Source organism: Vibrio campbellii CAIM 519 = NBRC 15631 = ATCC 25920 (assembly GCF_002163755.1).
Classification (GTDB): domain Bacteria; phylum Pseudomonadota; class Gammaproteobacteria; order Enterobacterales; family Vibrionaceae; genus Vibrio; species Vibrio campbellii.
Window position 1 is genome coordinate 2,873,416 of the sequence record NZ_CP015863.1, and the last position, 18,050, is coordinate 2,891,465.

Here is an 18,050-nt window from a genome sequence, read left to right on the forward strand (position 1 = left end):
GGGTTGATGTGAAAGCATCAACCCTTTTTGCATTTTATTGCTCGGAAAGCTTTCAAATATATTCACTCTTCTCTCCTGCTCTGCTTCCTGTTCAATAGTTTTTACCTATCAAACTAATCTTAACTGCCCATTAGATTTAATGATAATAATTCTCAATAATAGACCTATCGAAACAACACAACGATTGAGTAATTATCATGAAAAAGACACTAACCTTTGCAGCACTCCATTTTACTATCGCGTTTAGTGTCGCTTACGTGCTTACTGGCGACATTCTAATTGGTAGTTTAATTGCCATGATTGAGCCCTCAGTGAACACCGTCGCTTTCTATTTTCATGAAAAGGCATGGGCAAAAGTTCCAGCGCTTAAAGCTCGTCAGTGGATGACCAAATTAAAAACCGCAAGCTTTGCTACTATCCACTTCAGTGTTGCCTTTAGTGTGGTTTACTTACTAACAGGTGATGCGTTTGTCGGCGGTATCATGGCGATGCTAGAGCCAAGCTTGAACACAGTGGCTTACTACTTCCACGAGAAAGTATGGATGCGTAAATCAGATAACCAAGCACCACAGTTTTGTTTGCACCAACACGCTTAAACATGGAGGCCCAATACGCCTCCTAACGAGCAAAATAACATTTACCATTGACAAAGTTGCGTACCGCAATTAATTTAATTGCGGTGCGCAACTTTATTTTTAGAGGTAAGTAATAATGAATGCTCGTCAACTTCGACACTATTCCCGTCAAGCCGTCCGATTGCTTGGTATGCTCGATAAACAATGCGGCGATGTCGCTCTCACTCCAGTGCAAGCGCACGCGTTAGGTGAAATCCAGCTGCAGCCGTTGACCATAAATCAACTGGCACAGCAGCTTAATGTCGACAAGTCCAATGCGAGCCGAACCGTTACTGGTCTGATTAAATTAGGCTTGGTTGAGAGCATCGAAAACCCAAAAGACAAACGTAGCCAACTTGTCGCGCTTACAGAGCAAGGGCGACAGGCGTTATCGCAACTAGACCAACAGCAAAACAGCTTCTTTGAACAACTGCTTACCCAACTCGATGACAGCGAGCAAGAGCAACTCAAACTTGGTCTAGAGACTTACCTAAAAGGGCTAACAAAAGTGTGTCAGGCTGAGGAATACGTTCTTCGGCCTCTTACCAAAGCAGATAACTCGCAAGTTGCAGATGTGATTCGTAAAGTCTCTGCAGAATACGGTTTAACCGCAGACAAAGGTTATGGTGTGGCCGATCCAACGCTTGATGACATGTACTCGGTTTACGACCAACAAGGTGCGGCTTATTGGGTGGTCGAATACCAAGGCGAGATTGTGGGTGGTGGCGGCTTTGCACCATTAGCTGGTGAGCCAGATGTGTGTGAGCTGCAAAAGATGTACTTCTTACCTCAAACACGAGGGCACGGTTTAGCCAAACGCATCGTCGCATTGAGCTTACAACTGGCGAAACAGTTTGGGTATCAGCAGTGTTATTTAGAAACGACAGAATGTCTAAGAGAAGCGGTAGGCTTGTATGAAAAACTAGGCTTTGAGCATCTCGATGCCCCGCTAGGACAAACAGGGCATGATGCATGTGAAGTCGTGATGCTTAAGACGATGTAGCGTTTTATCCCCAAACTTAAAGTACAAGATGGGTAACACAGAGCTCTTGGCTAAGCGCCACTGTAAATGCTTGGCGCTGCCCATCCAAATCCACCACGAGTTCGTAGAGATCTTTTGGATCGGGATCATTAAGATCGGCATACTTTGGTGCTTCGATCTGGAATAAAGCACTCGCATGATCCGCTCGGACATCGATAGGAATATGGTAAGTCATGCCATTAAACTTAACCGATGCCGATACTAAGCCCGGCGCAAAAGTTTGATAGTACAAGTCTACCTTAAACTCACAACCACCACCGTGGTGCCAAATCTGCTCGGTTGCTACACGGTCTAAACGCACATTGCGAATAAACTGCAGATACGGCTCTTGCCATACCCCTAAGCGCTCATCACTCTGTTGGTATTCATGATCCGCAAGTGAGCACAACTCTGGTTTATCCTCATCCAGCAGAAGATCTTCTTCTTCCTCAAGGAACAGGATCTCAAAACGGTTACGTCCCATCTGCATGAACGGACGAATGTCTTTCTTGTACACGCTTTGTGAACCGTCACAGTCGAACAAGGCTACTCCGTTCAAACGCACTTCAGCATGGTAATCCACACCACCTAACACCATTTCTACCGCTGGGAATGCCAGCATGGATTCGTCCACTTCAATGTCGTGCATCAGGTGCCACTCTTGCTGACGAATCGCTTCTTCAGTCAGTTCAGTAGGCAATACCTGACTCAAAGGAGCAGGGAAAGTAATGTCATCCTGTGGGATAGAAAGGTCCGTCAGTGGAGAGACTTGCCATAAACCGGCGAGTGAGAGTTGCATATACACCTTGAGCTAGATCAATTTTCACGCATTATATACTCAAGTTGCTTAGGGTTATAGGCAATATGCCTAGAAACTAAATGAGAATTATTTATCGTTAGCCACAGTTATCATTTTTAAGGCACAAAAAAGCCAGCGATAAACGCTGGCTTCTTAGATTGAGTAAGAGGATTACTCTTCGTCTTCATCATCTTCTTCAGGGTAAAGCGCATCTTCGCCTTCGTAGTAAGTCCCCCAACCGTCGTAAATGATGTCGTATTTTTCTGCAAGATGAACCAGTTTCTCAACCTGAGCATCAATCGCTTCTGCGTTTAGTGCAGATTCCATTGTTGCATCACAGCAAAGTAGCTTGTTGCCGTCTTCATCTTCTGTTTCTTCAGCTTCAAGAACTTCAAAGCCCATCTTGAACGCTTCAACAACCGCTTTTTCTAGTGTGTCGAAGTCTTCAGCAAATAGGTGGTGCTCGATTTCGTATAGTGAATCTGGATCGCTGCCGTCTTCTAGCAATGCTGCAATGATATCGCGAGTCTCTTCCTTTTGAATCTCAATTAATTCTTCTACTGATAGATATTCATCTTCGTGAGACATGTTTTGGCTCCAGATTAGTTACTTGATGGAAACACTATACTCTAAACTGAGTACGTTAATGCGGTGAAATATGGCACGGATTGCGATGAAAAGCCACAAACAAACACCAAACTGCGGTGATTCTTGATGATAATTTTTGCTCGCAAATCTAAACCCCGCTCACAGAAACAAAAAATTAACAAAAACAGCTAATCTTTAATATTCAGAAGATCCTAATTGAACCTAAGACGAGTAATTTTAGACTTGTTTGCGTGTTTATGATCTTGGAGTGAATACAGCAACGGCTCGGTAATTCTGACCTAACGAATAAAAGAAAGCTAAAAACTGCATATTTCAGAATGGTTATGCACTTTTTATGCACTATTGATGTATGACTCCTTTCTCGAACGAAAAAGAATAAAAACGCACTTTTTAAAATCATGAACAAACAACAAAATATAGAATTAAAATACACCAAGGAACCATTTACAAAATATAACGCCAAAAAATGATATTTTTGCAATATATAAGCAAAGTTCTAGGACTTGCATCTTTGCACCAAGCTTGTCATAACTAACGGCTGGAATATTTGTAAGGATGCAAAATGAGTAAGCTGTACGTTGGATCAGAAGTTGGTCAACTAAGACGAGTTCTATTAAACCGCCCAGAGCGCGCCCTCACCCACCTAACGCCATCGAACTGCCATGAGCTACTGTTTGATGACGTATTGGCGGTAGAAGCAGCAGGTGAAGAACACGACGCATTTGCGCGCACACTGCGTGAACAAGATGTCGAAGTACTATTGCTTCATGATCTACTGGTTGAAACCCTTGCGGTTCCAGAAGCAAAACAATGGTTGTTGAACACTCAGATCTCTGACTTCCGTTACGGTCCGACTTTCGCTCGTGACTTACGTCAGTACTTCGCAGAGATGGACGATGAGCACCTAGCAAGCATTCTTCTTGGCGGCTTGGCTTACTCCGAACTGCCAATCAAATCTTCATCAATGTTGCCGAAGATGAAGCGCCCACTGGATTTCGTGATCGAGCCTCTGCCAAACCACCTCTTTACCCGTGACACGTCATGCTGGGTATACGGCGGCGTTTCTCTTAACCCAATGATGATGCCTGCACGTCAACGCGAAACCAACCATCTGCGTGCGATTTATCGCTGGCACCCAACCTTCGCTGGTCAAGACTTCATTAACTACTTTGGTGATGAAGACCAGCACTACGACAATGCCAACGTTGAAGGTGGTGATGTACTGGTTATCGGTAAAGGTGCCGTTCTGATTGGTATGTCTGAGCGTACAACTCCGCAAGGTGTCGAAAACTTAGCGGCAAGCCTGTTTAAATCTGGTCAGGCGAAAGAAGTGATTGCTATCGACCTACCAAAACACCGCTCGTGCATGCACCTTGATACGGTCATGACGCATATGGATGTGGACACTTTCTCGGTATACCCAGAAATCATGCGTAAAGATTTAGATACTTGGCGCCTAACACCTAAAGGCAACGGTGAAATGCATGTCGAAGCATCACACAACTATCTGCATGCCATCGAATCGGCACTTGGCTTAGACCAATTGAAGATCATCACAACCGGTGGTGACAGCTACGAAGCTGAACGAGAGCAATGGAACGATGCCAACAACGTACTGACGGTGAAACCTGGTGTTGTGATTGGTTACGAACGTAACGTCTACACTAACGAGAAGTACGACAAAGCTGGCATTGAAGTCCTGACTATTCCGGGTAACGAACTTGGTCGCGGTCGTGGTGGTGCACGCTGTATGAGCTGTCCAATCGAACGTGACGATATTTGAGAAACCTCTCCCACCAAATAAAACCAATTGAGACTAAGGTTGATGTGAATGCATCAACCTTTTTTTGTTTTCAACTGAAATAATTATTCACAATAAGAGCATTTATATGTTTTAATGCTTTTATTCTTTATCAACCAAACGACCTAAGGGACGAGCTATGGCTTTCAATCTACGTAATCGCAACTTTTTGAAGCTATTGGACTTCTCAACCAAAGAAATCCAGTTTTTGCTCGAACTGTCTGCAGAGCTAAAAAAATCTAAATATGCAGGAACAGAGCAGAAGAAACTTCAAGGTAAAAACATCGCACTAATCTTTGAGAAATCTTCTACTCGTACCCGATGTGCGTTTGAAGTCGCGGCCTTTGACCAAGGCGCTCAAGTCTCTTACATCGGTCCTTCTGGCTCGCAGATCGGTCATAAAGAGTCGATGAAAGACACCGCTCGCGTTCTTGGTCGCATGTACGATGGCATCGAATACCGTGGCTTTGGTCAATCGATCGTTGAAGAGCTTGGTACTTATGCTGGTGTACCTGTCTGGAACGGTTTAACGGATGAGTTCCACCCGACCCAAATCCTTGCAGACTTCCTGACCATGAAAGAGCACGGACGTGGGAAACAACTGCATGATATGACGTTTGCCTACCTTGGTGATGCTCGCAATAACATGGGTAATTCACTCATGGTTGGCGCAGCAAAAATGGGCATGGACATCCGCCTTGTGGCACCAAAAGCGTTCTGGCCAGAAGAAGCATTAGTGGCAACTTGCCAAGAAATTGCCCAACAAACCGGCGCGAAAATCACGCTAACGGAAAACGTTGAAGAAGGTGTTAAAGGCTGTGACTTCCTATACACCGACGTTTGGGTCTCGATGGGTGAGTCTGCAGAGGCTTGGGATGAGCGTGTTGCGCTGATGACACCTTACCAAATCAATATGGATCTGATTAAGCAAACGGGTAACCCTCATGTGAAGTTCATGCACTGCCTGCCAGCCTTCCACAACGATGAAACAACCGTGGGTAAAGAGGTAGCAGAGAAATACGGAATGAAAGGGCTTGAAGTCACCGAAGAGGTGTTTGAGTCTGAATACTCTATCGTATTCGACGAAGCCGAGAACCGCATGCACACGATTAAAGCGGTGATGGTGGCAACCTTAGGCAGCTAAACCAAAGCATTAAAAATGGTAACAAAAACCATGATGTAATCGCTTGCGCTCACGAAAGTTAAGCGTATAATGCTCGGCAATTTGTCTGAGGATTACGAAATGACCACGCCGATTGCTGACGTAAAAACGCGATTTGCTCTAGCTAAGCGACTACGCTTACGTGCTGTTATTTTCGTTAATTCTATTGAATTTTAAAACCTCCCCAATTGGGGAGGTTTTTTTATGCCTAAAATTCCATCGCGGTGAATTTTGGGGATAGTCACCACTGTTATAGGGAAGAAGATCATGGCGAACTCGCTTTACCAGAAGCACATCATCTCTATTCCAGAGCTTTCACGTGAAGAACTGGAACTGATTGTAGAAACTGCAGGTCAGCTAAAAAAAGAACCTCGTCCAGAACTGATTAAAAACAAGGTTGTAGCGAGCTGTTTCTTTGAGCCATCCACGCGTACTCGTCTGTCGTTCGAAACAGCGATTCAACGTATCGGTGGTGATGTTATTGGTTTTGATAACGGTGGTAACACCTCTCTGGCGAAAAAAGGCGAGACGCTGTCTGACTCAGTTCAAGTGATCTCTTCTTACGTTGATGCATTCGTAATGCGCCACCCTCAAGAAGGCGCTGCGCGCTTGGCGTCTGAGTTTTCTAACGGCGTACCCGTTATCAACGCAGGTGATGGCGCAAACCAACACCCAACGCAAACGCTACTCGACCTATACACCATCGCAGAAACACAAGGTCGTCTAGACAACCTGAACGTTGCGTTCGTTGGTGACCTAAAGTACGGCCGCACCGTACACTCATTGACGCAAGCATTGGCGAAGTTCAATAACATCCGTTTCTTCTTCGTTGCACCAGAAGCACTTGCGATGCCTGATTACCTATGTGAAGAACTTGATGAAGCAGGTATCCAATACAGTCTGCACACAGACATGGAAAGCGTGATTCCTGAGCTAGATATCCTGTACATGACTCGCGTGCAGAAAGAGCGCTTCGATGAATCTGAATACGCGCACATCAAGTCAGCTTACATCCTAACAGCGGCACTACTAGAAGGCGCGCGTGAGAACTTGAAAGTACTGCACCCACTGCCTCGTGTGGATGAAATCACCACAGACGTCGACGTCACACCACACGCTTACTACTTCCAACAAGCAGAAAACGGCGTTTACGCACGCCAAGCGTTGTTGGCACTGGTTCTTAACGAAACTCTGTAATCGAGGGAGAAAAAGACATGGCTAAAGAAACTCAATTGCAGGTAGAAGCAATCAAGAACGGCACGGTAATCGACCACATTCCTGCACAAATTGGTATCAAGGTGCTGAAGCTGTTCGATATGCACAACTCTTCTCAACGCGTCACCATCGGTCTGAACCTGCCTTCGTCTGCACTCGGTCATAAAGACTTGCTGAAGATTGAGAACGTGTTCATCAACGAAGAGCAGGCAAGCAAGCTAGCACTTTACGCACCACATGCGACCGTAAACCAAATCGAAAACTACGAAGTGGTGAAGAAGCTAGCGCTGGAACTTCCTGAGCGAATCAACAACGTGTTTGAATGTCCGAACAGCAACTGTATTACACACAATGAGCCGGTTGCGAGCAGCTTCCAAGTGTTCGAGAAGAAGGAAGAAATACGCCTGAAGTGTAAATACTGTGAGAAAGTCTTCGCGCGTGAGATCGTGACTGAGCGTTAATTTCCCGCTTCGAATCTTGCTAACGATAAATTAACTGATACCCCGCTATTGCGGGGTATTTTGCTCTTTACGTACTTCATGTTTAAAGGCAAACTGACTCTTCTTAAGAACGCTCAAGATGCTTAAGTAAACTCTTTATTCCCCTAAACAGATGGAACAATTCAAATGACGAAAGTACTTCACACTGAGTCTGCACCAGCAGCAATCGGTCCTTACGTTCAAGGCGTAGATCTAGGCAACATGGTTCTAACTTCTGGCCAAATCCCAGTAAACCCAGCGACAGGTGAAGTGTCTGCAGACATCGCAGAGCAAGCTCGTCAATCTCTAGAAAACGTAAAAGCTGTTGTTGAAGCATCAGGCCTTAAAGTGACTGACATCGTTAAAATGACAGTATTCGTGAAAGACCTAAACGACTTCGGTACAGTAAACGAAGTTTACGGTAAGTTCTTCGATGAGCACGAAGTAGCAAACTACCCTGCACGTTCTTGTGTAGAAGTCGCTCGTCTACCTAAAGATGTTGGCATCGAGATTGAAGCAATCGCAGTTCGCAAATAATTGCGCAGGCTGACTAACATAAAAAACGGGTAGCTCAGGCTACCCGTTTTTTTATTGTCTTTTGGCGATGATGTCGCTGTAAAACTTAAGCTGCGTCGCGCTGTTTTACTTCTTCATCCAACTCAGCCAACTTCTCTTTCATTTGCTCGCGGCAAATATTCGCTAGCTCACGTACGCCCTCTTTGCCATAACCTTCAGTGCTAACTGGTGGCAACATCTCAATTATCACATGACCATTGTTCCAACGGTTGAATTTGATGTGATCGGTAGAGCTACACACGATTGGAATGACTGGCACTTGTGCACCGATAGCGGCATGGAATGCACCAGTCTTGAATGGCATTAAGCCACGGCCACGTGAACGCGTACCTTCTGGGAACATCCACACTGAAACATCGCTATTTTTGATGCTGTCCACAACTTGGTCGATAGTGCCTTTTGCTTTAGAGCGGTTTGCACGGTCAATCAAAATGTTACCTGTTAGCCAGTAAAGCTGACCAAACAACGGCATCCACGCTAGGCTCTTCTTACCGACTGTTACTACCTTAGGTGTAACCGCTGAAGAGACAGTGAAAAGGTCCCAGTTGTTCTGGTGGTTAGCAATGTAAATATGCTGACCACGAGAGTACGCATCTTCCGGAATACGCAGCTCTAGCTTGATACCAAACACACGCGACATTCTGCCGAATAGACGACCGAAGGTGAAAACGTGCTTAGGGTTTCGAGGGCTTAGTAGGCAGTAACCGCAACCACCAATAAACATCACAATTGCGAAAATTGCGACAGCAAATACACGTAACAGTGCAATCATTGTTGTTCTCCAGGAACCGGCTTTGCGCCAGCTACAGCTATTATTGTCTCTTTCAACATAGTCATGGACTATGACAGAAAGCGCGATATAAAAAAGCCGAAACCTGAGTTTCGGCTCTCTTCATATCTAGGTCAACTGCGGTACAGTTTAACCTGCCTCACTCACACGCTCAATATTTGCGCCAAGTGCAGATAGTTTATTTTCGATTTTGTCGTAACCACGGTCGATATGGTAGATACGATCAACGATGGTTTCGCCTTTTGCGATACAACCTGCAATCACCAAACTTGCCGAAGCTCGTAGGTCGGTTGCCATCACTTGTGCGCCACTTAGAGAATCTACGTCACCACAGATAACCGTGTTACCTTCGATTTCCGCTTTCGCGCCCATGCGCATCAATTCTGGTACGTGCATGAAACGGTTTTCGAAGATCGTTTCCGTGATCACGCCGCCGCCTTTTGCCATCATGTTCAAGAGCGTGAATTGCGCCTGCATGTCAGTAGGGAAGCCAGGGTGCGGAGCAGTGCGGATGCTTACCGCTTTCAGCTCACGGTCAGTCATATCAACAGAAATCCAGTCTTCACCAGTTTCTACTAATGCGCCTGCCTCTTCTAGCTTCGCCAATACCGCTTCTAGAAGGTGTGCATTGGTGTTGCGACATACTACTTTGCCACCAGAAACCGCTGCTGCAACTAGGAAGGTTCCTGTTTCGATACGGTCAGCCACAACATTGTGCTTACCGCCACCTAGACGCTCAACACCCTCGATAGTGATGGTATCAGTACCTGCACCAGAGATTTTCGCGCCAAGTGTGTTTAGGAAGTCCGCCGTATCAACGATTTCAGGCTCGCGCGCTGCGTTGTCTAGCGTTGTTGTGCCTTCAGCAAGCGCTGCTGCACACATGATAGTGATCGTTGCACCAACACTCACTTTGTCCATCACAATGTGCGCGCCTTTTAGGCGACCATCAACTTCTGCTTTCACGTAACCATCTTCTAGTGTGATGGTTGCGCCAAGCTGTTCTAGACCAGTAATGTGTAAATCAACAGGGCGAGCGCCGATAGCACAGCCACCAGGTAGAGAAACCTGACCTTGGCCAAAACGCGCTACAAGAGGACCAAGCGCCCAAATAGATGCACGCATGGTTTTTACTAAATCGTAAGGAGCACAGTATTCGTTGATACTGCTTGGATCGACATGAACGGAACCATTACGGCTTACCTTTGCGCCAAGACGCTTAAGCAGTTCCATGGTGGTGTCGATATCACGAAGGTGTGGCACGTTCGCCACTTCTACAGGCTCTTCCGCCAAGATAGACGCAAATAAAATCGGTAGTGCTGCGTTTTTTGCACCTGAAATGGTCACTTCACCAACCAGTGGTTTATCTGACCCAATAACTCGAAACTTTTCCATCAATAAACCTTAAAGCGACATTAGCTTCTTATCACGAGCCCACTCTTCTGGAGTGAACGCTTTGATCGATAACGCGTGAATGTCGTTACGCTGGATGTAATCCATCAGAGGACCGTAAATTAACTGCTGCTTCTTAACGCGGCTCATTCCATCGAAACAAGCATCAACAGCAACCACCTCATAGTGGCTACCTTCACCTTTTACATGCACTTCTTGAAGGTTTAGTGCTTCTTCTAGTAACTGTTGTACTTTTGCGCTATCCACAATTTACCCCTGATAATTCTGTATATGTTTGGCCACTAAAGATTCAACATTGCTCAATTGAAACAAAGTGCGCAATTGCGCCGGCACGAAACTGAGCATTATATGACAGTTTTGTTTTTTTGCATGCTCTAATAAGTGGATTAACATCACCATTCCCGCAGAGTCAATGCGTTCAATCTCTTCTAACGAGCATTCTAGCTCGGTTTGAGAAGGTAGCCATTGCTGTGCCACCGCCCACAATGCTGGCACTGAATCACGATCCAGCGCCCCTGTAAGCTTAAGAATGTCTGCTTGTAATTGCCACTGAGAATGAGACTGCGCCATTACTTTGCCGCCTCGAAACGAATTGGCTGTGCTGCCAGTTTCTCTAAATCTTTCGCGACCGCTAGAATGCCTTCTTGGCGAATCTGAGTATTCCACTCTGATTGCTTGCTTGATAGTAGGCTGATGCCTTCTGCAACCATGTCGAATGCTAACCATTCACCTGTTTTCTTATCTTTACGCAGCTTAAACTCAAGTTTGATGTTTGGACGCGGTGCGTCGATGATATCAACCTTGATGCTCGTAATGCGTTTAGAAGGATCCAGCTTTGGCTCAGGGCCAAATTCAATTTGTTGATCCGAGTATTGCGTTAACACTTGCGCATATGAGGTCACCAGATAAGCACGGAATGCTGTGATGAACTCACCCACATCTTCACGCTTCGCACCTTTTAAGTTTGGACCAAGCAGTTTCAATGCCGCATAGCGATCGTTAACGTAAGGCATCAACTCTTCTTCAACGATGGTCTTAAGCAAATTTGGATCTTGCTTAATTTGTGGCTGTTCAGCTTTCAAACGATCAAATGTCACTTCCGCAACTTGTCTCATCATTTGATAAGGCTGAGTTTTATCCACTTCTGCAGCCACTGCACCAAAAGCAGTAAACGCTGCTACGAATGAAAGTAATAGTCTCGAAAGCATGGGTTATTCCTTACTTGTATCACCAGAATCGCCTGAACCACCAATGCTGTATAGTACTTGGCCGATAAGGTCTTCCAGTACTAATGCAGATTTGGTGTCTTCGATGGTGTCACCATCAACAAGCATTTCTTCATCGTCAAAAACAAAGCCCGGTACCAAGCCAATGTACTGTTCACCAATCAATCCCGATGTCAAAATTTGCACACTAGAGGTTTCTGGGAACTGGTTGTATTGGCTGTTAATCGACAAGCTAACTACTGGTAATAGGCTATCAGGGTTAAGTGTAATGCTACTTACACGACCGATAACAACGCCGCCAACTTTCACTGGAGAGCGAACTTTCAAACTACCAATATTGTCGAACTCGGCTTTCAAGGTGTAAGTATTGCCAGAGCCAATGCTTTTTACGTCAGCAACCTGAAAAATCATCACAAGAATCGCGCAAATTCCTGCTAATACAAAGCTGCCAACCCATAATTCTGTTTTACGTGTTTGTTGCATGATTAATTCCCAAACATCAATGCGGTCAGTACAAAGTCTAGTCCCAGTACTGCTAAAGAAGAATGCACAACAGTGCGCGTCGTTGCTCGGCTGATCCCTTCCGAAGTAGGGATAGCGTCATAGCCATTAAATAGAGCGATCCAAGTAACGGTAATCGCAAACACGATACATTTGATCATGCTGTTACCGATGTCTTGGCCTAATTCAACCGAAGATTGCATTGCAGCCCAGAAGCTGCCGTGGTCTACGCCTTTCCAATCCACACCAACAAGCTGTGCGCCCCAAATACCCACAGCCATGAAGATCATCGCGAGTAGCGGCATTGAAATAGCACCCGCCCAAAAACGTGGTGCAATAACGCGTTTTAGCGGATCCACAGCCATCATTTCTAAGCTTGAAAGCTGCTCTGTGGCTTTCATCAATCCGATTTCTGCTGTCAGCGCAGAACCAGCACGACCAGCAAACAATAACGCAGTTACTACTGGCCCTAGCTCACGTAGTAGCGAAAGAGCGACCATTTGACCAAGGCTGCCTTCTGCTCCGTAATCCACCAGCACGACATAACCTTGCAAGCTAAGCACCATACCGATGAACAAACCAGAAACGACAATGATCGCTAGCGATTGTACGCCTACGGAATACAGCTGCTTAATCAGTAAAGGAAGGTTTTTGATTGGCTGTGGTCGAGTCACTAACGCACCAACAAGCATCAATGTTGCGCGACCGAACGCCTCACAAATAGCCAATGTGCGTCTGCCTAGTGAAGCGACAAATTGAATAAAGCTATCGACCATCAAATAAATCCTTTTCGATACTTTGAGCTGGGAAACGGAACGGTACTGGCCCATCCGCTTCGCCTTGTAAGAATTGCTGAACGCGAGGATCTTGGTTGTCCCTCAGTTCTTGAGGGGTACCAAAGGCAATCACTTTGCCATCAGCCATCAAGTAAACCCAATCCGCAATACTCATCACTTCTGGCACATCATGGGAAACGACGATAGAGGTCACGCCTAATGCTCGGTTAAGGTTACTGATCAACTCAACCAACACACCCATGGTGATTGGGTCTTGCCCAACAAACGGCTCATCGTACATGATAAGGTCTGGATCAAGCGCAATCGCTCGAGCCAGTGCAGCACGACGCGCCATACCACCTGACAATTCACTTGGCATCAGCTCTGCCGCACCACGAAGGCCTACCGCTTCAAGCTTTAGCAGCACCATGGTGCGGATGAGTTCTTCGGAAAGCTCGGTGTGTTCACGTAAAGGAAACGCCACATTATCGAACACATTCAGGTCGGTAAATAGCGCCCCTGACTGGAACAACATGCTCATTTTTTTACGTGCGTGATACAGTTTTTTGCGTGACAACGCAGGAATGTTGTCACCATCAAACCAAATCTCACCCTGTTCAGGGTATATCTGACCGCCAATCAGGCGCAGCAGTGTCGTTTTACCGATACCCGACGGTCCCATAATGGCCGTCACCTTCCCTTTTGGTACGTGCAAGTCAATACCATCAAAGATCTTGCGCTCGCCGCGTGAAAAGGTGAGATTGTTAACGGTAACTAAATCGTTGTTCGACATACTATCTCTTCTACTATTTTGTGAGCGGTTCTCACAGAGTTGTAATCCAACTCAACCCCGATTGTTTTCAAGATATTACGTCGAGAATATCCTAAAGTGACTTCGGTACACTTATTAGGCTGCAATCATAAGCACATTGAACGTTAATTAAAAGCACTGTTCAATTAAATAGAGCCGACGAAATTCAAGCAAATCTTCATAAAATATGACGAAATGAAAGGAAGGTGTTTACATCTCACTCCAGATTAACCGCATTAAGAACGATTATTGAATGAGCAATAATTAAACACAATTTCGTTACTAACCTTTAATTTATTTGTTGTTTATCTTCCATTTTTGGTCGCAAAAGGTCAAAATTAGCGGTTACTCATTTCACTTATTTTATTACTTAGGAATCATCATGCTCGAAGCCGTAGCATTGCTTATCGTCGGTCTTGTCTTACTTGTTTGGAGTGCAGATAAACTTGTTTTTGGCTCTGCTGCTCTGGCCCGCAACGTCGGTATTTCGCCTCTAGTGATCGGTATGACTATTCTTGCAATGGGCTCATCTGCACCAGAGATGATGGTTTCAGCAACCGCTGCATGGGATGGCAAAACCGATACCGCGGTTGGCAACGTGCTCGGTTCCAACATTGCCAATATTGCTTTGATCCTAGGTATTACTGCGATCATCAAACCACTTTCTATCAGCTCTGCCGTGATTCGCCGCGAACTGCCTTTGATGGTAGCAGTTACTGTACTTGCTGGTATTTTACTGTGGGATAGCTACTTAGGCTTCTATGAAGGTATCTTGCTGTTTATTTTGTTCGGTGGATTCCTATTTGCCATGCTGCAAATTAGCCGTAAAGAACAGAAAGCTGGTGATGCGTTTGTTGATGAGCAAGAATCTGAAGTCCCAGAAGGCGTAACTAACCCGAAAGCAATCATGTGGGTTGTGATTGGCTTGATACTGCTTCCTTTGGCAGCAAGCATGCTGGTAGATAATGCCGTCATTATTGCGAAACACTTTGGTATGAGTGACCTAGTAATTGGCCTTACTATTATTGCTATCGGCACTAGCCTTCCAGAACTCGCTGCATCTCTTGCTGGCGTTCTAAAAGGCGAAGACGACATGGCCGTAGGTAACATCATCGGCTCAAACGTATTCAACATTCTCGCGGTTATGGGTCTACCTGGCATCATCAATCCATCGATGCTGAGCGAATACGCTATGGGTCGTGATTTCTGGGTGACGCTAGGGGTTTCTCTCATTCTTGTGGCAATGTGTCTTGGTAAGTCACGCAGTATCAACCGCCTTGAAGGTGGCATCCTGTTTGTGTGTTTCTTAGGTTACCAAGTGTACCTATTCGCAAACATGGCCGCTTAATAACATAATAAGTAAAGACAAATTGGAGCACTGATATGTCCACTCAATTTGATTTTCGCGCTGCAGCTAAACAAGTTCTTGATATTGAGGTCTCAGCTTTACAACAGCTAGACCAATACTTTGATGATCAGTTTGAGCAAGCGTGCGAATTGATTCTTTCCAACAACGGCAAAGTTGTCGTGATGGGCATGGGCAAATCAGGCCATATTGGCAACAAGATTGCCGCAACGCTTGCCAGCACAGGTACCTCTGCGTTTTTTGTTCACCCAGGTGAAGCAGCACATGGTGACCTTGGCATGATCAGTGCGGGTGACATCGTTATCGCGATTTCAAACTCGGGTGAGTCTCATGAGATTCTGTCTCTATTCCCAGTTTTGAAACGCCTTAGCATCAAAATCATCAGCATGACTGGCAAGCCAGAGTCGAACATGGCGAAGTTGTCTGATCTGCATTTGCAAATCACTGTGCCAAAAGAAGCTTGCCCACTTGGTCTCGCGCCAACCAGCAGTACAACGGCGACTTTGGTTATGGGTGATGCTCTGGCTGTTGCGCTTCTGCAAGCTCGTGGCTTCTCAGCGGAAGACTTTGCGTTATCACACCCTGGTGGTGCGCTGGGAAGAAAATTGCTGCTTAAGCTGTCTGATATAATGCACTTCGGTAATGCACTACCAAAAGTATCACCTGATGCGCTTATTCGTGACGCCTTGCTCGAGATTTCTGAAAAAGGCTTGGGCATGACAGCCATCGTCGATGAGCACGATGCTATGCTTGGTATATTCACTGATGGCGATTTACGTCGTACTTTGGATAAGCGCATTGATATCCACACCACAGCAATTGGTGAAGTGATGACGCAAAACCCAACTACAGCACATCCGGAGATGTTAGCGGTAGAGGGGTTGAATCTAATGCAAGACAAGAACATCAATGCTCTGATCTTGTGCGATAACAATAAGATTGTTGGCGCACTGAATATGCATGATTTATTGAAAGCTGGCGTGATGTAGTATTGCATCACCCAAAAGACTTAACGATTGATTTAACAGATTAAGGCAATGGTCAGGGAAGTACTGAGCTAAGATAAAGGCCTTTATTTTATGAGTTTTACTCGCCTTATTTATTTGCTCTTGATCTTCGTTGTCGCGTGGTGCGGTTATTACCTCATGACACCAAAAGGCAATGAAGATATTCAAGTAGCACCAAATTTAGAACTGCCTATGTTCAGTGGTACTGGACTAGAAAACATCACTTATGGTGAAGATGGTGTCCGCAGTTACATCATCCGTTCCACTAACTTGGATCACTATGCCAAGAGTGGAGACACGATTTTTAAGAGCCCAACACTGATGGTTTACCGTGAAGGTAGCGTCGTGGAGTGGAAAGTCACTGCGACAAAAGCAGTACTTGATGAAGACCAGATTCTGACCTTGTACGATAAAGTACTGATGCAGAATCTATTGCCCGGCGCGAGTTTCGATACCATGGCGACAGATAAATTGGTCATCAATCTCACTAATCGTGATTTTAAAGCCGATCAACAAGTAATGTTGGTTGGACCGCAATTTGAAACTACCGGAGGCGCAATGCAGGGCAACTTGAAAGCCCACACTGCGACTCTGACAGATGAAGTTCAAGGTCGATATGAAACCGTTACACCTTAGCCTATTGGCATTGGTTTTAGCAGCGCCGCAAGCGTTAGCCCTTAAGTCGGATACTCAGCAGCCGGTTTACATCAATTCAGACACCCAACAGGTTGATATGCAGAGCAACCAGGTCACCTTCAAAGGTAATGTCTCCCTGAAGCAAGGCAGCATCAATATCGATGCTGATAGAGTTGTTGTGACTCGCGATCCTAAAACCGAGTCGATTAAACAGATCCAAGCATTTGGCAAGCCTGCTACGTTTTCTCAGTTGATGGACGATGGTAAAACGCTAAGCGGCCAAGCAAACGAACTAGACTACCGCATCTCTACTGATGAATTGACCATGAAGGGCCAAGCTCAGTTGAAGCAGGATGGCAATACTATCCAAAGCTCTTCTATACGTTACCAAATTGGCCAACAGAAGTTGGTAGCTGACAGCTCAGACAATGAGCGCGTAACCACCATTCTGCAACCGAATCAAATCGAGAACTAATATGGCAGTACTGAGTGCAAAGAACCTTGCGAAAAGCTACAAAAAGCGCAAGGTCGTTACCGATGTAAGTCTCGAAGTAGAATCTGGCCAAATCGTTGGTCTACTGGGCCCAAATGGTGCGGGTAAAACTACTTCGTTTTACATGATCGTAGGTTTGGTTCCGCGTGATGAAGGTACCATCACCATCGACAACCAAGACATCAGTATTTTACCGATGCACAATCGTTCTCGCTTGGGTATCGGCTACCTGCCGCAAGAAGCGTCGATCTTCCGTAAGCTATCTGTTGAAGACAACATCATGGCCGTTCTCGAGACTCGCCAAGAACTGACTCGCGAAGAACGCCAAGACAAACTGGAAGATTTGTTGGAAGAATTCCACATACAGCACATACGCACCAGTGCGGGTATGGCACTATCAGGTGGTGAACGCCGCCGTGTAGAAATTGCTCGTGCATTGGCAGCAAACCCTCAGTTCATTTTGTTGGATGAACCATTCGCGGGTGTTGACCCAATTTCGGTTAACGACATCAAAAAAATCATCGAACACTTGCGCGATCGCGGCCTTGGCGTGTTAATCACAGACCATAACGTACGCGAAACCTTGGACGTTTGTGAAAAAGCCTATATCGTAAGCCAAGGACACCTCATCGCATCGGGAACTCCGGATGAAGTTCTCAATAACGAGCAAGTGAAACAAGTTTATCTCGGCGAACAATTCCGTCTATGATTACATTAGGAACGGTAAGATTCTGAGCATTACAAGGTAAGTAACA

23 protein-coding genes are annotated in these 18,050 nt (G+C 45.6%); 13 read left to right on the top strand and 10 right to left on the bottom strand.

The window, feature by feature from the left end:
- The first annotated feature begins 197 nt into the window (after positions 1–197).
- Both A8140_RS13815 and A8140_RS13820 read left to right on the top strand, forming a co-directional pair.
- Positions 198–596 (top strand): DUF2061 domain-containing protein, encoded by a 399-nt coding sequence (locus A8140_RS13815; RefSeq protein WP_005432839.1) that lies wholly within the window; start codon positions 198–200, stop codon positions 594–596.
- A gap of 115 nt (positions 597–711) precedes the next feature.
- Positions 712–1,617 (top strand): bifunctional helix-turn-helix transcriptional regulator/GNAT family N-acetyltransferase, encoded by a 906-nt coding sequence (locus A8140_RS13820; RefSeq protein WP_005534264.1) that lies wholly within the window; start codon positions 712–714, stop codon positions 1,615–1,617.
- A 16-nt stretch (positions 1,618–1,633) separates the two neighbouring features.
- On the opposite strand, the gene A8140_RS13825 is transcribed toward A8140_RS13820, so the two are convergent.
- Positions 1,634–2,434: a glycosyl hydrolase 2 galactose-binding domain-containing protein gene (locus tag A8140_RS13825; protein ID WP_005534266.1), complete on the bottom strand. Its 801-nt coding sequence runs from the start codon at positions 2,432–2,434 to the stop codon at positions 1,634–1,636.
- Between the two features lie 171 nt (positions 2,435–2,605).
- Positions 2,606–3,022 carry a ribonuclease E inhibitor RraB gene (gene rraB / locus A8140_RS13830; RefSeq protein WP_005432867.1) on the bottom strand — a complete coding sequence of 139 codons (417 nt, stop codon included), beginning with the start codon at positions 3,020–3,022 and terminating at the stop codon, positions 2,606–2,608.
- Between the two features lie 583 nt (positions 3,023–3,605).
- Here rraB and arcA point away from each other — a divergent pair.
- The 6 genes from arcA to A8140_RS13860 all read left to right on the top strand — a co-directional run bounded on the left by arcA (position 3,606) and on the right by A8140_RS13860 (position 8,237).
- On the top strand, positions 3,606–4,826 hold the full coding sequence (gene arcA / locus A8140_RS13835; protein ID WP_005432859.1) for an arginine deiminase: 1,221 nt from the start codon (positions 3,606–3,608) through the stop codon (positions 4,824–4,826).
- Positions 4,827–4,983: 157 nt separating this feature from the next.
- Positions 4,984–5,988, top strand: a complete 1,005-nt coding sequence (locus A8140_RS13840; protein ID WP_005534268.1) for an ornithine carbamoyltransferase — start codon at positions 4,984–4,986, stop codon at positions 5,986–5,988.
- Positions 5,989–6,057: 69 nt separating this feature from the next.
- On the top strand, positions 6,058–6,183 hold the full coding sequence (locus tag A8140_RS25895; RefSeq protein WP_005432831.1) for a hypothetical protein: 126 nt from the start codon (positions 6,058–6,060) through the stop codon (positions 6,181–6,183).
- A gap of 90 nt (positions 6,184–6,273) precedes the next feature.
- Positions 6,274–7,203, top strand: coding sequence for an aspartate carbamoyltransferase (pyrB, locus tag A8140_RS13850; protein WP_005441998.1), 930 nt, complete (start codon positions 6,274–6,276; stop codon positions 7,201–7,203).
- 17 nt (positions 7,204–7,220) lie between these two features.
- Positions 7,221–7,682, top strand: a complete 462-nt coding sequence (gene pyrI / locus A8140_RS13855) for an aspartate carbamoyltransferase regulatory subunit (RefSeq protein WP_005448817.1) — start codon at positions 7,221–7,223, stop codon at positions 7,680–7,682.
- Between the two features lie 165 nt (positions 7,683–7,847).
- Entirely contained in the window at positions 7,848–8,237 is a 390-nt protein-coding gene (locus tag A8140_RS13860) for a RidA family protein (protein WP_005432832.1), read from the top strand.
- Positions 8,238–8,322: 85 nt separating this feature from the next.
- On the opposite strand, the gene A8140_RS13865 is transcribed toward A8140_RS13860, so the two are convergent.
- The 8 genes from A8140_RS13865 to mlaF all read right to left on the bottom strand — a co-directional run bounded on the left by A8140_RS13865 (position 8,323) and on the right by mlaF (position 13,775).
- A complete protein-coding gene (locus A8140_RS13865; RefSeq protein ID WP_005535403.1) occupies positions 8,323–9,048 on the bottom strand; it encodes a 1-acylglycerol-3-phosphate O-acyltransferase in 726 nt (241 codons plus the stop codon).
- A 147-nt stretch (positions 9,049–9,195) separates the two neighbouring features.
- Positions 9,196–10,461: a UDP-N-acetylglucosamine 1-carboxyvinyltransferase gene (gene murA, locus A8140_RS13870; protein ID WP_005432829.1), complete on the bottom strand. Its 1,266-nt coding sequence runs from the start codon at positions 10,459–10,461 to the stop codon at positions 9,196–9,198.
- A 9-nt stretch (positions 10,462–10,470) separates the two neighbouring features.
- Positions 10,471–10,725, bottom strand: coding sequence for a BolA family iron metabolism protein IbaG (gene ibaG / locus A8140_RS13875; protein ID WP_005432865.1), 255 nt, complete (start codon positions 10,723–10,725; stop codon positions 10,471–10,473).
- 3 nt (positions 10,726–10,728) lie between these two features.
- On the bottom strand, positions 10,729–11,049 hold the full coding sequence (locus A8140_RS13880; protein WP_005535405.1) for an STAS domain-containing protein: 321 nt from the start codon (positions 11,047–11,049) through the stop codon (positions 10,729–10,731).
- Positions 11,049–11,687, bottom strand: coding sequence for a phospholipid-binding protein MlaC (gene mlaC, locus A8140_RS13885; RefSeq protein WP_005535407.1), 639 nt, complete (start codon positions 11,685–11,687; stop codon positions 11,049–11,051). Before mlaC ends, A8140_RS13880 begins: the two co-directional genes overlap by 1 nt.
- A 3-nt stretch (positions 11,688–11,690) precedes the next feature.
- A complete protein-coding gene (mlaD, locus tag A8140_RS13890; protein ID WP_005432853.1) occupies positions 11,691–12,188 on the bottom strand; it encodes an outer membrane lipid asymmetry maintenance protein MlaD in 498 nt (165 codons plus the stop codon).
- Between the two features lie 2 nt (positions 12,189–12,190).
- Complete coding sequence (gene mlaE, locus A8140_RS13895) at positions 12,191–12,982, bottom strand: lipid asymmetry maintenance ABC transporter permease subunit MlaE (protein ID WP_005535409.1); 792 nt, start codon at positions 12,980–12,982, stop codon at positions 12,191–12,193.
- A complete protein-coding gene (gene mlaF, locus A8140_RS13900; protein ID WP_005535411.1) occupies positions 12,972–13,775 on the bottom strand; it encodes a phospholipid ABC transporter ATP-binding protein MlaF in 804 nt (267 codons plus the stop codon). Before mlaF ends, mlaE begins: the two co-directional genes overlap by 11 nt.
- Before the next feature lie 400 nt (positions 13,776–14,175).
- Here mlaF and A8140_RS13905 point away from each other — a divergent pair, with 400 nt between their 5' ends.
- From A8140_RS13905 to lptB, 5 genes are all read left to right on the top strand, one after another.
- On the top strand, positions 14,176–15,141 hold the full coding sequence (locus tag A8140_RS13905; protein WP_005535413.1) for a calcium/sodium antiporter: 966 nt from the start codon (positions 14,176–14,178) through the stop codon (positions 15,139–15,141).
- 35 nt (positions 15,142–15,176) lie between these two features.
- Positions 15,177–16,148 carry an arabinose-5-phosphate isomerase KdsD gene (gene kdsD, locus A8140_RS13910; RefSeq protein WP_005535415.1) on the top strand — a complete coding sequence of 324 codons (972 nt, stop codon included), beginning with the start codon at positions 15,177–15,179 and terminating at the stop codon, positions 16,146–16,148.
- Between the two features lie 90 nt (positions 16,149–16,238).
- The gene (lptC, locus tag A8140_RS13915) at positions 16,239–16,802 is read left to right on the top strand and encodes an LPS export ABC transporter periplasmic protein LptC (RefSeq protein ID WP_005535416.1); all 564 of its coding nucleotides are present in this window, start codon (positions 16,239–16,241) and stop codon (positions 16,800–16,802) included.
- Positions 16,783–17,277 (top strand): lipopolysaccharide transport periplasmic protein LptA, encoded by a 495-nt coding sequence (gene lptA, locus A8140_RS13920; protein ID WP_005535418.1) that lies wholly within the window; start codon positions 16,783–16,785, stop codon positions 17,275–17,277. The genes lptC and lptA overlap by 20 nt, the downstream gene beginning before the upstream one ends.
- Before the next feature lies 1 nt (position 17,278).
- On the top strand, positions 17,279–18,004 hold the full coding sequence (gene lptB / locus A8140_RS13925; protein ID WP_005535420.1) for an LPS export ABC transporter ATP-binding protein: 726 nt from the start codon (positions 17,279–17,281) through the stop codon (positions 18,002–18,004).
- The last annotated feature ends 46 nt before the right edge of the window (positions 18,005–18,050 follow it).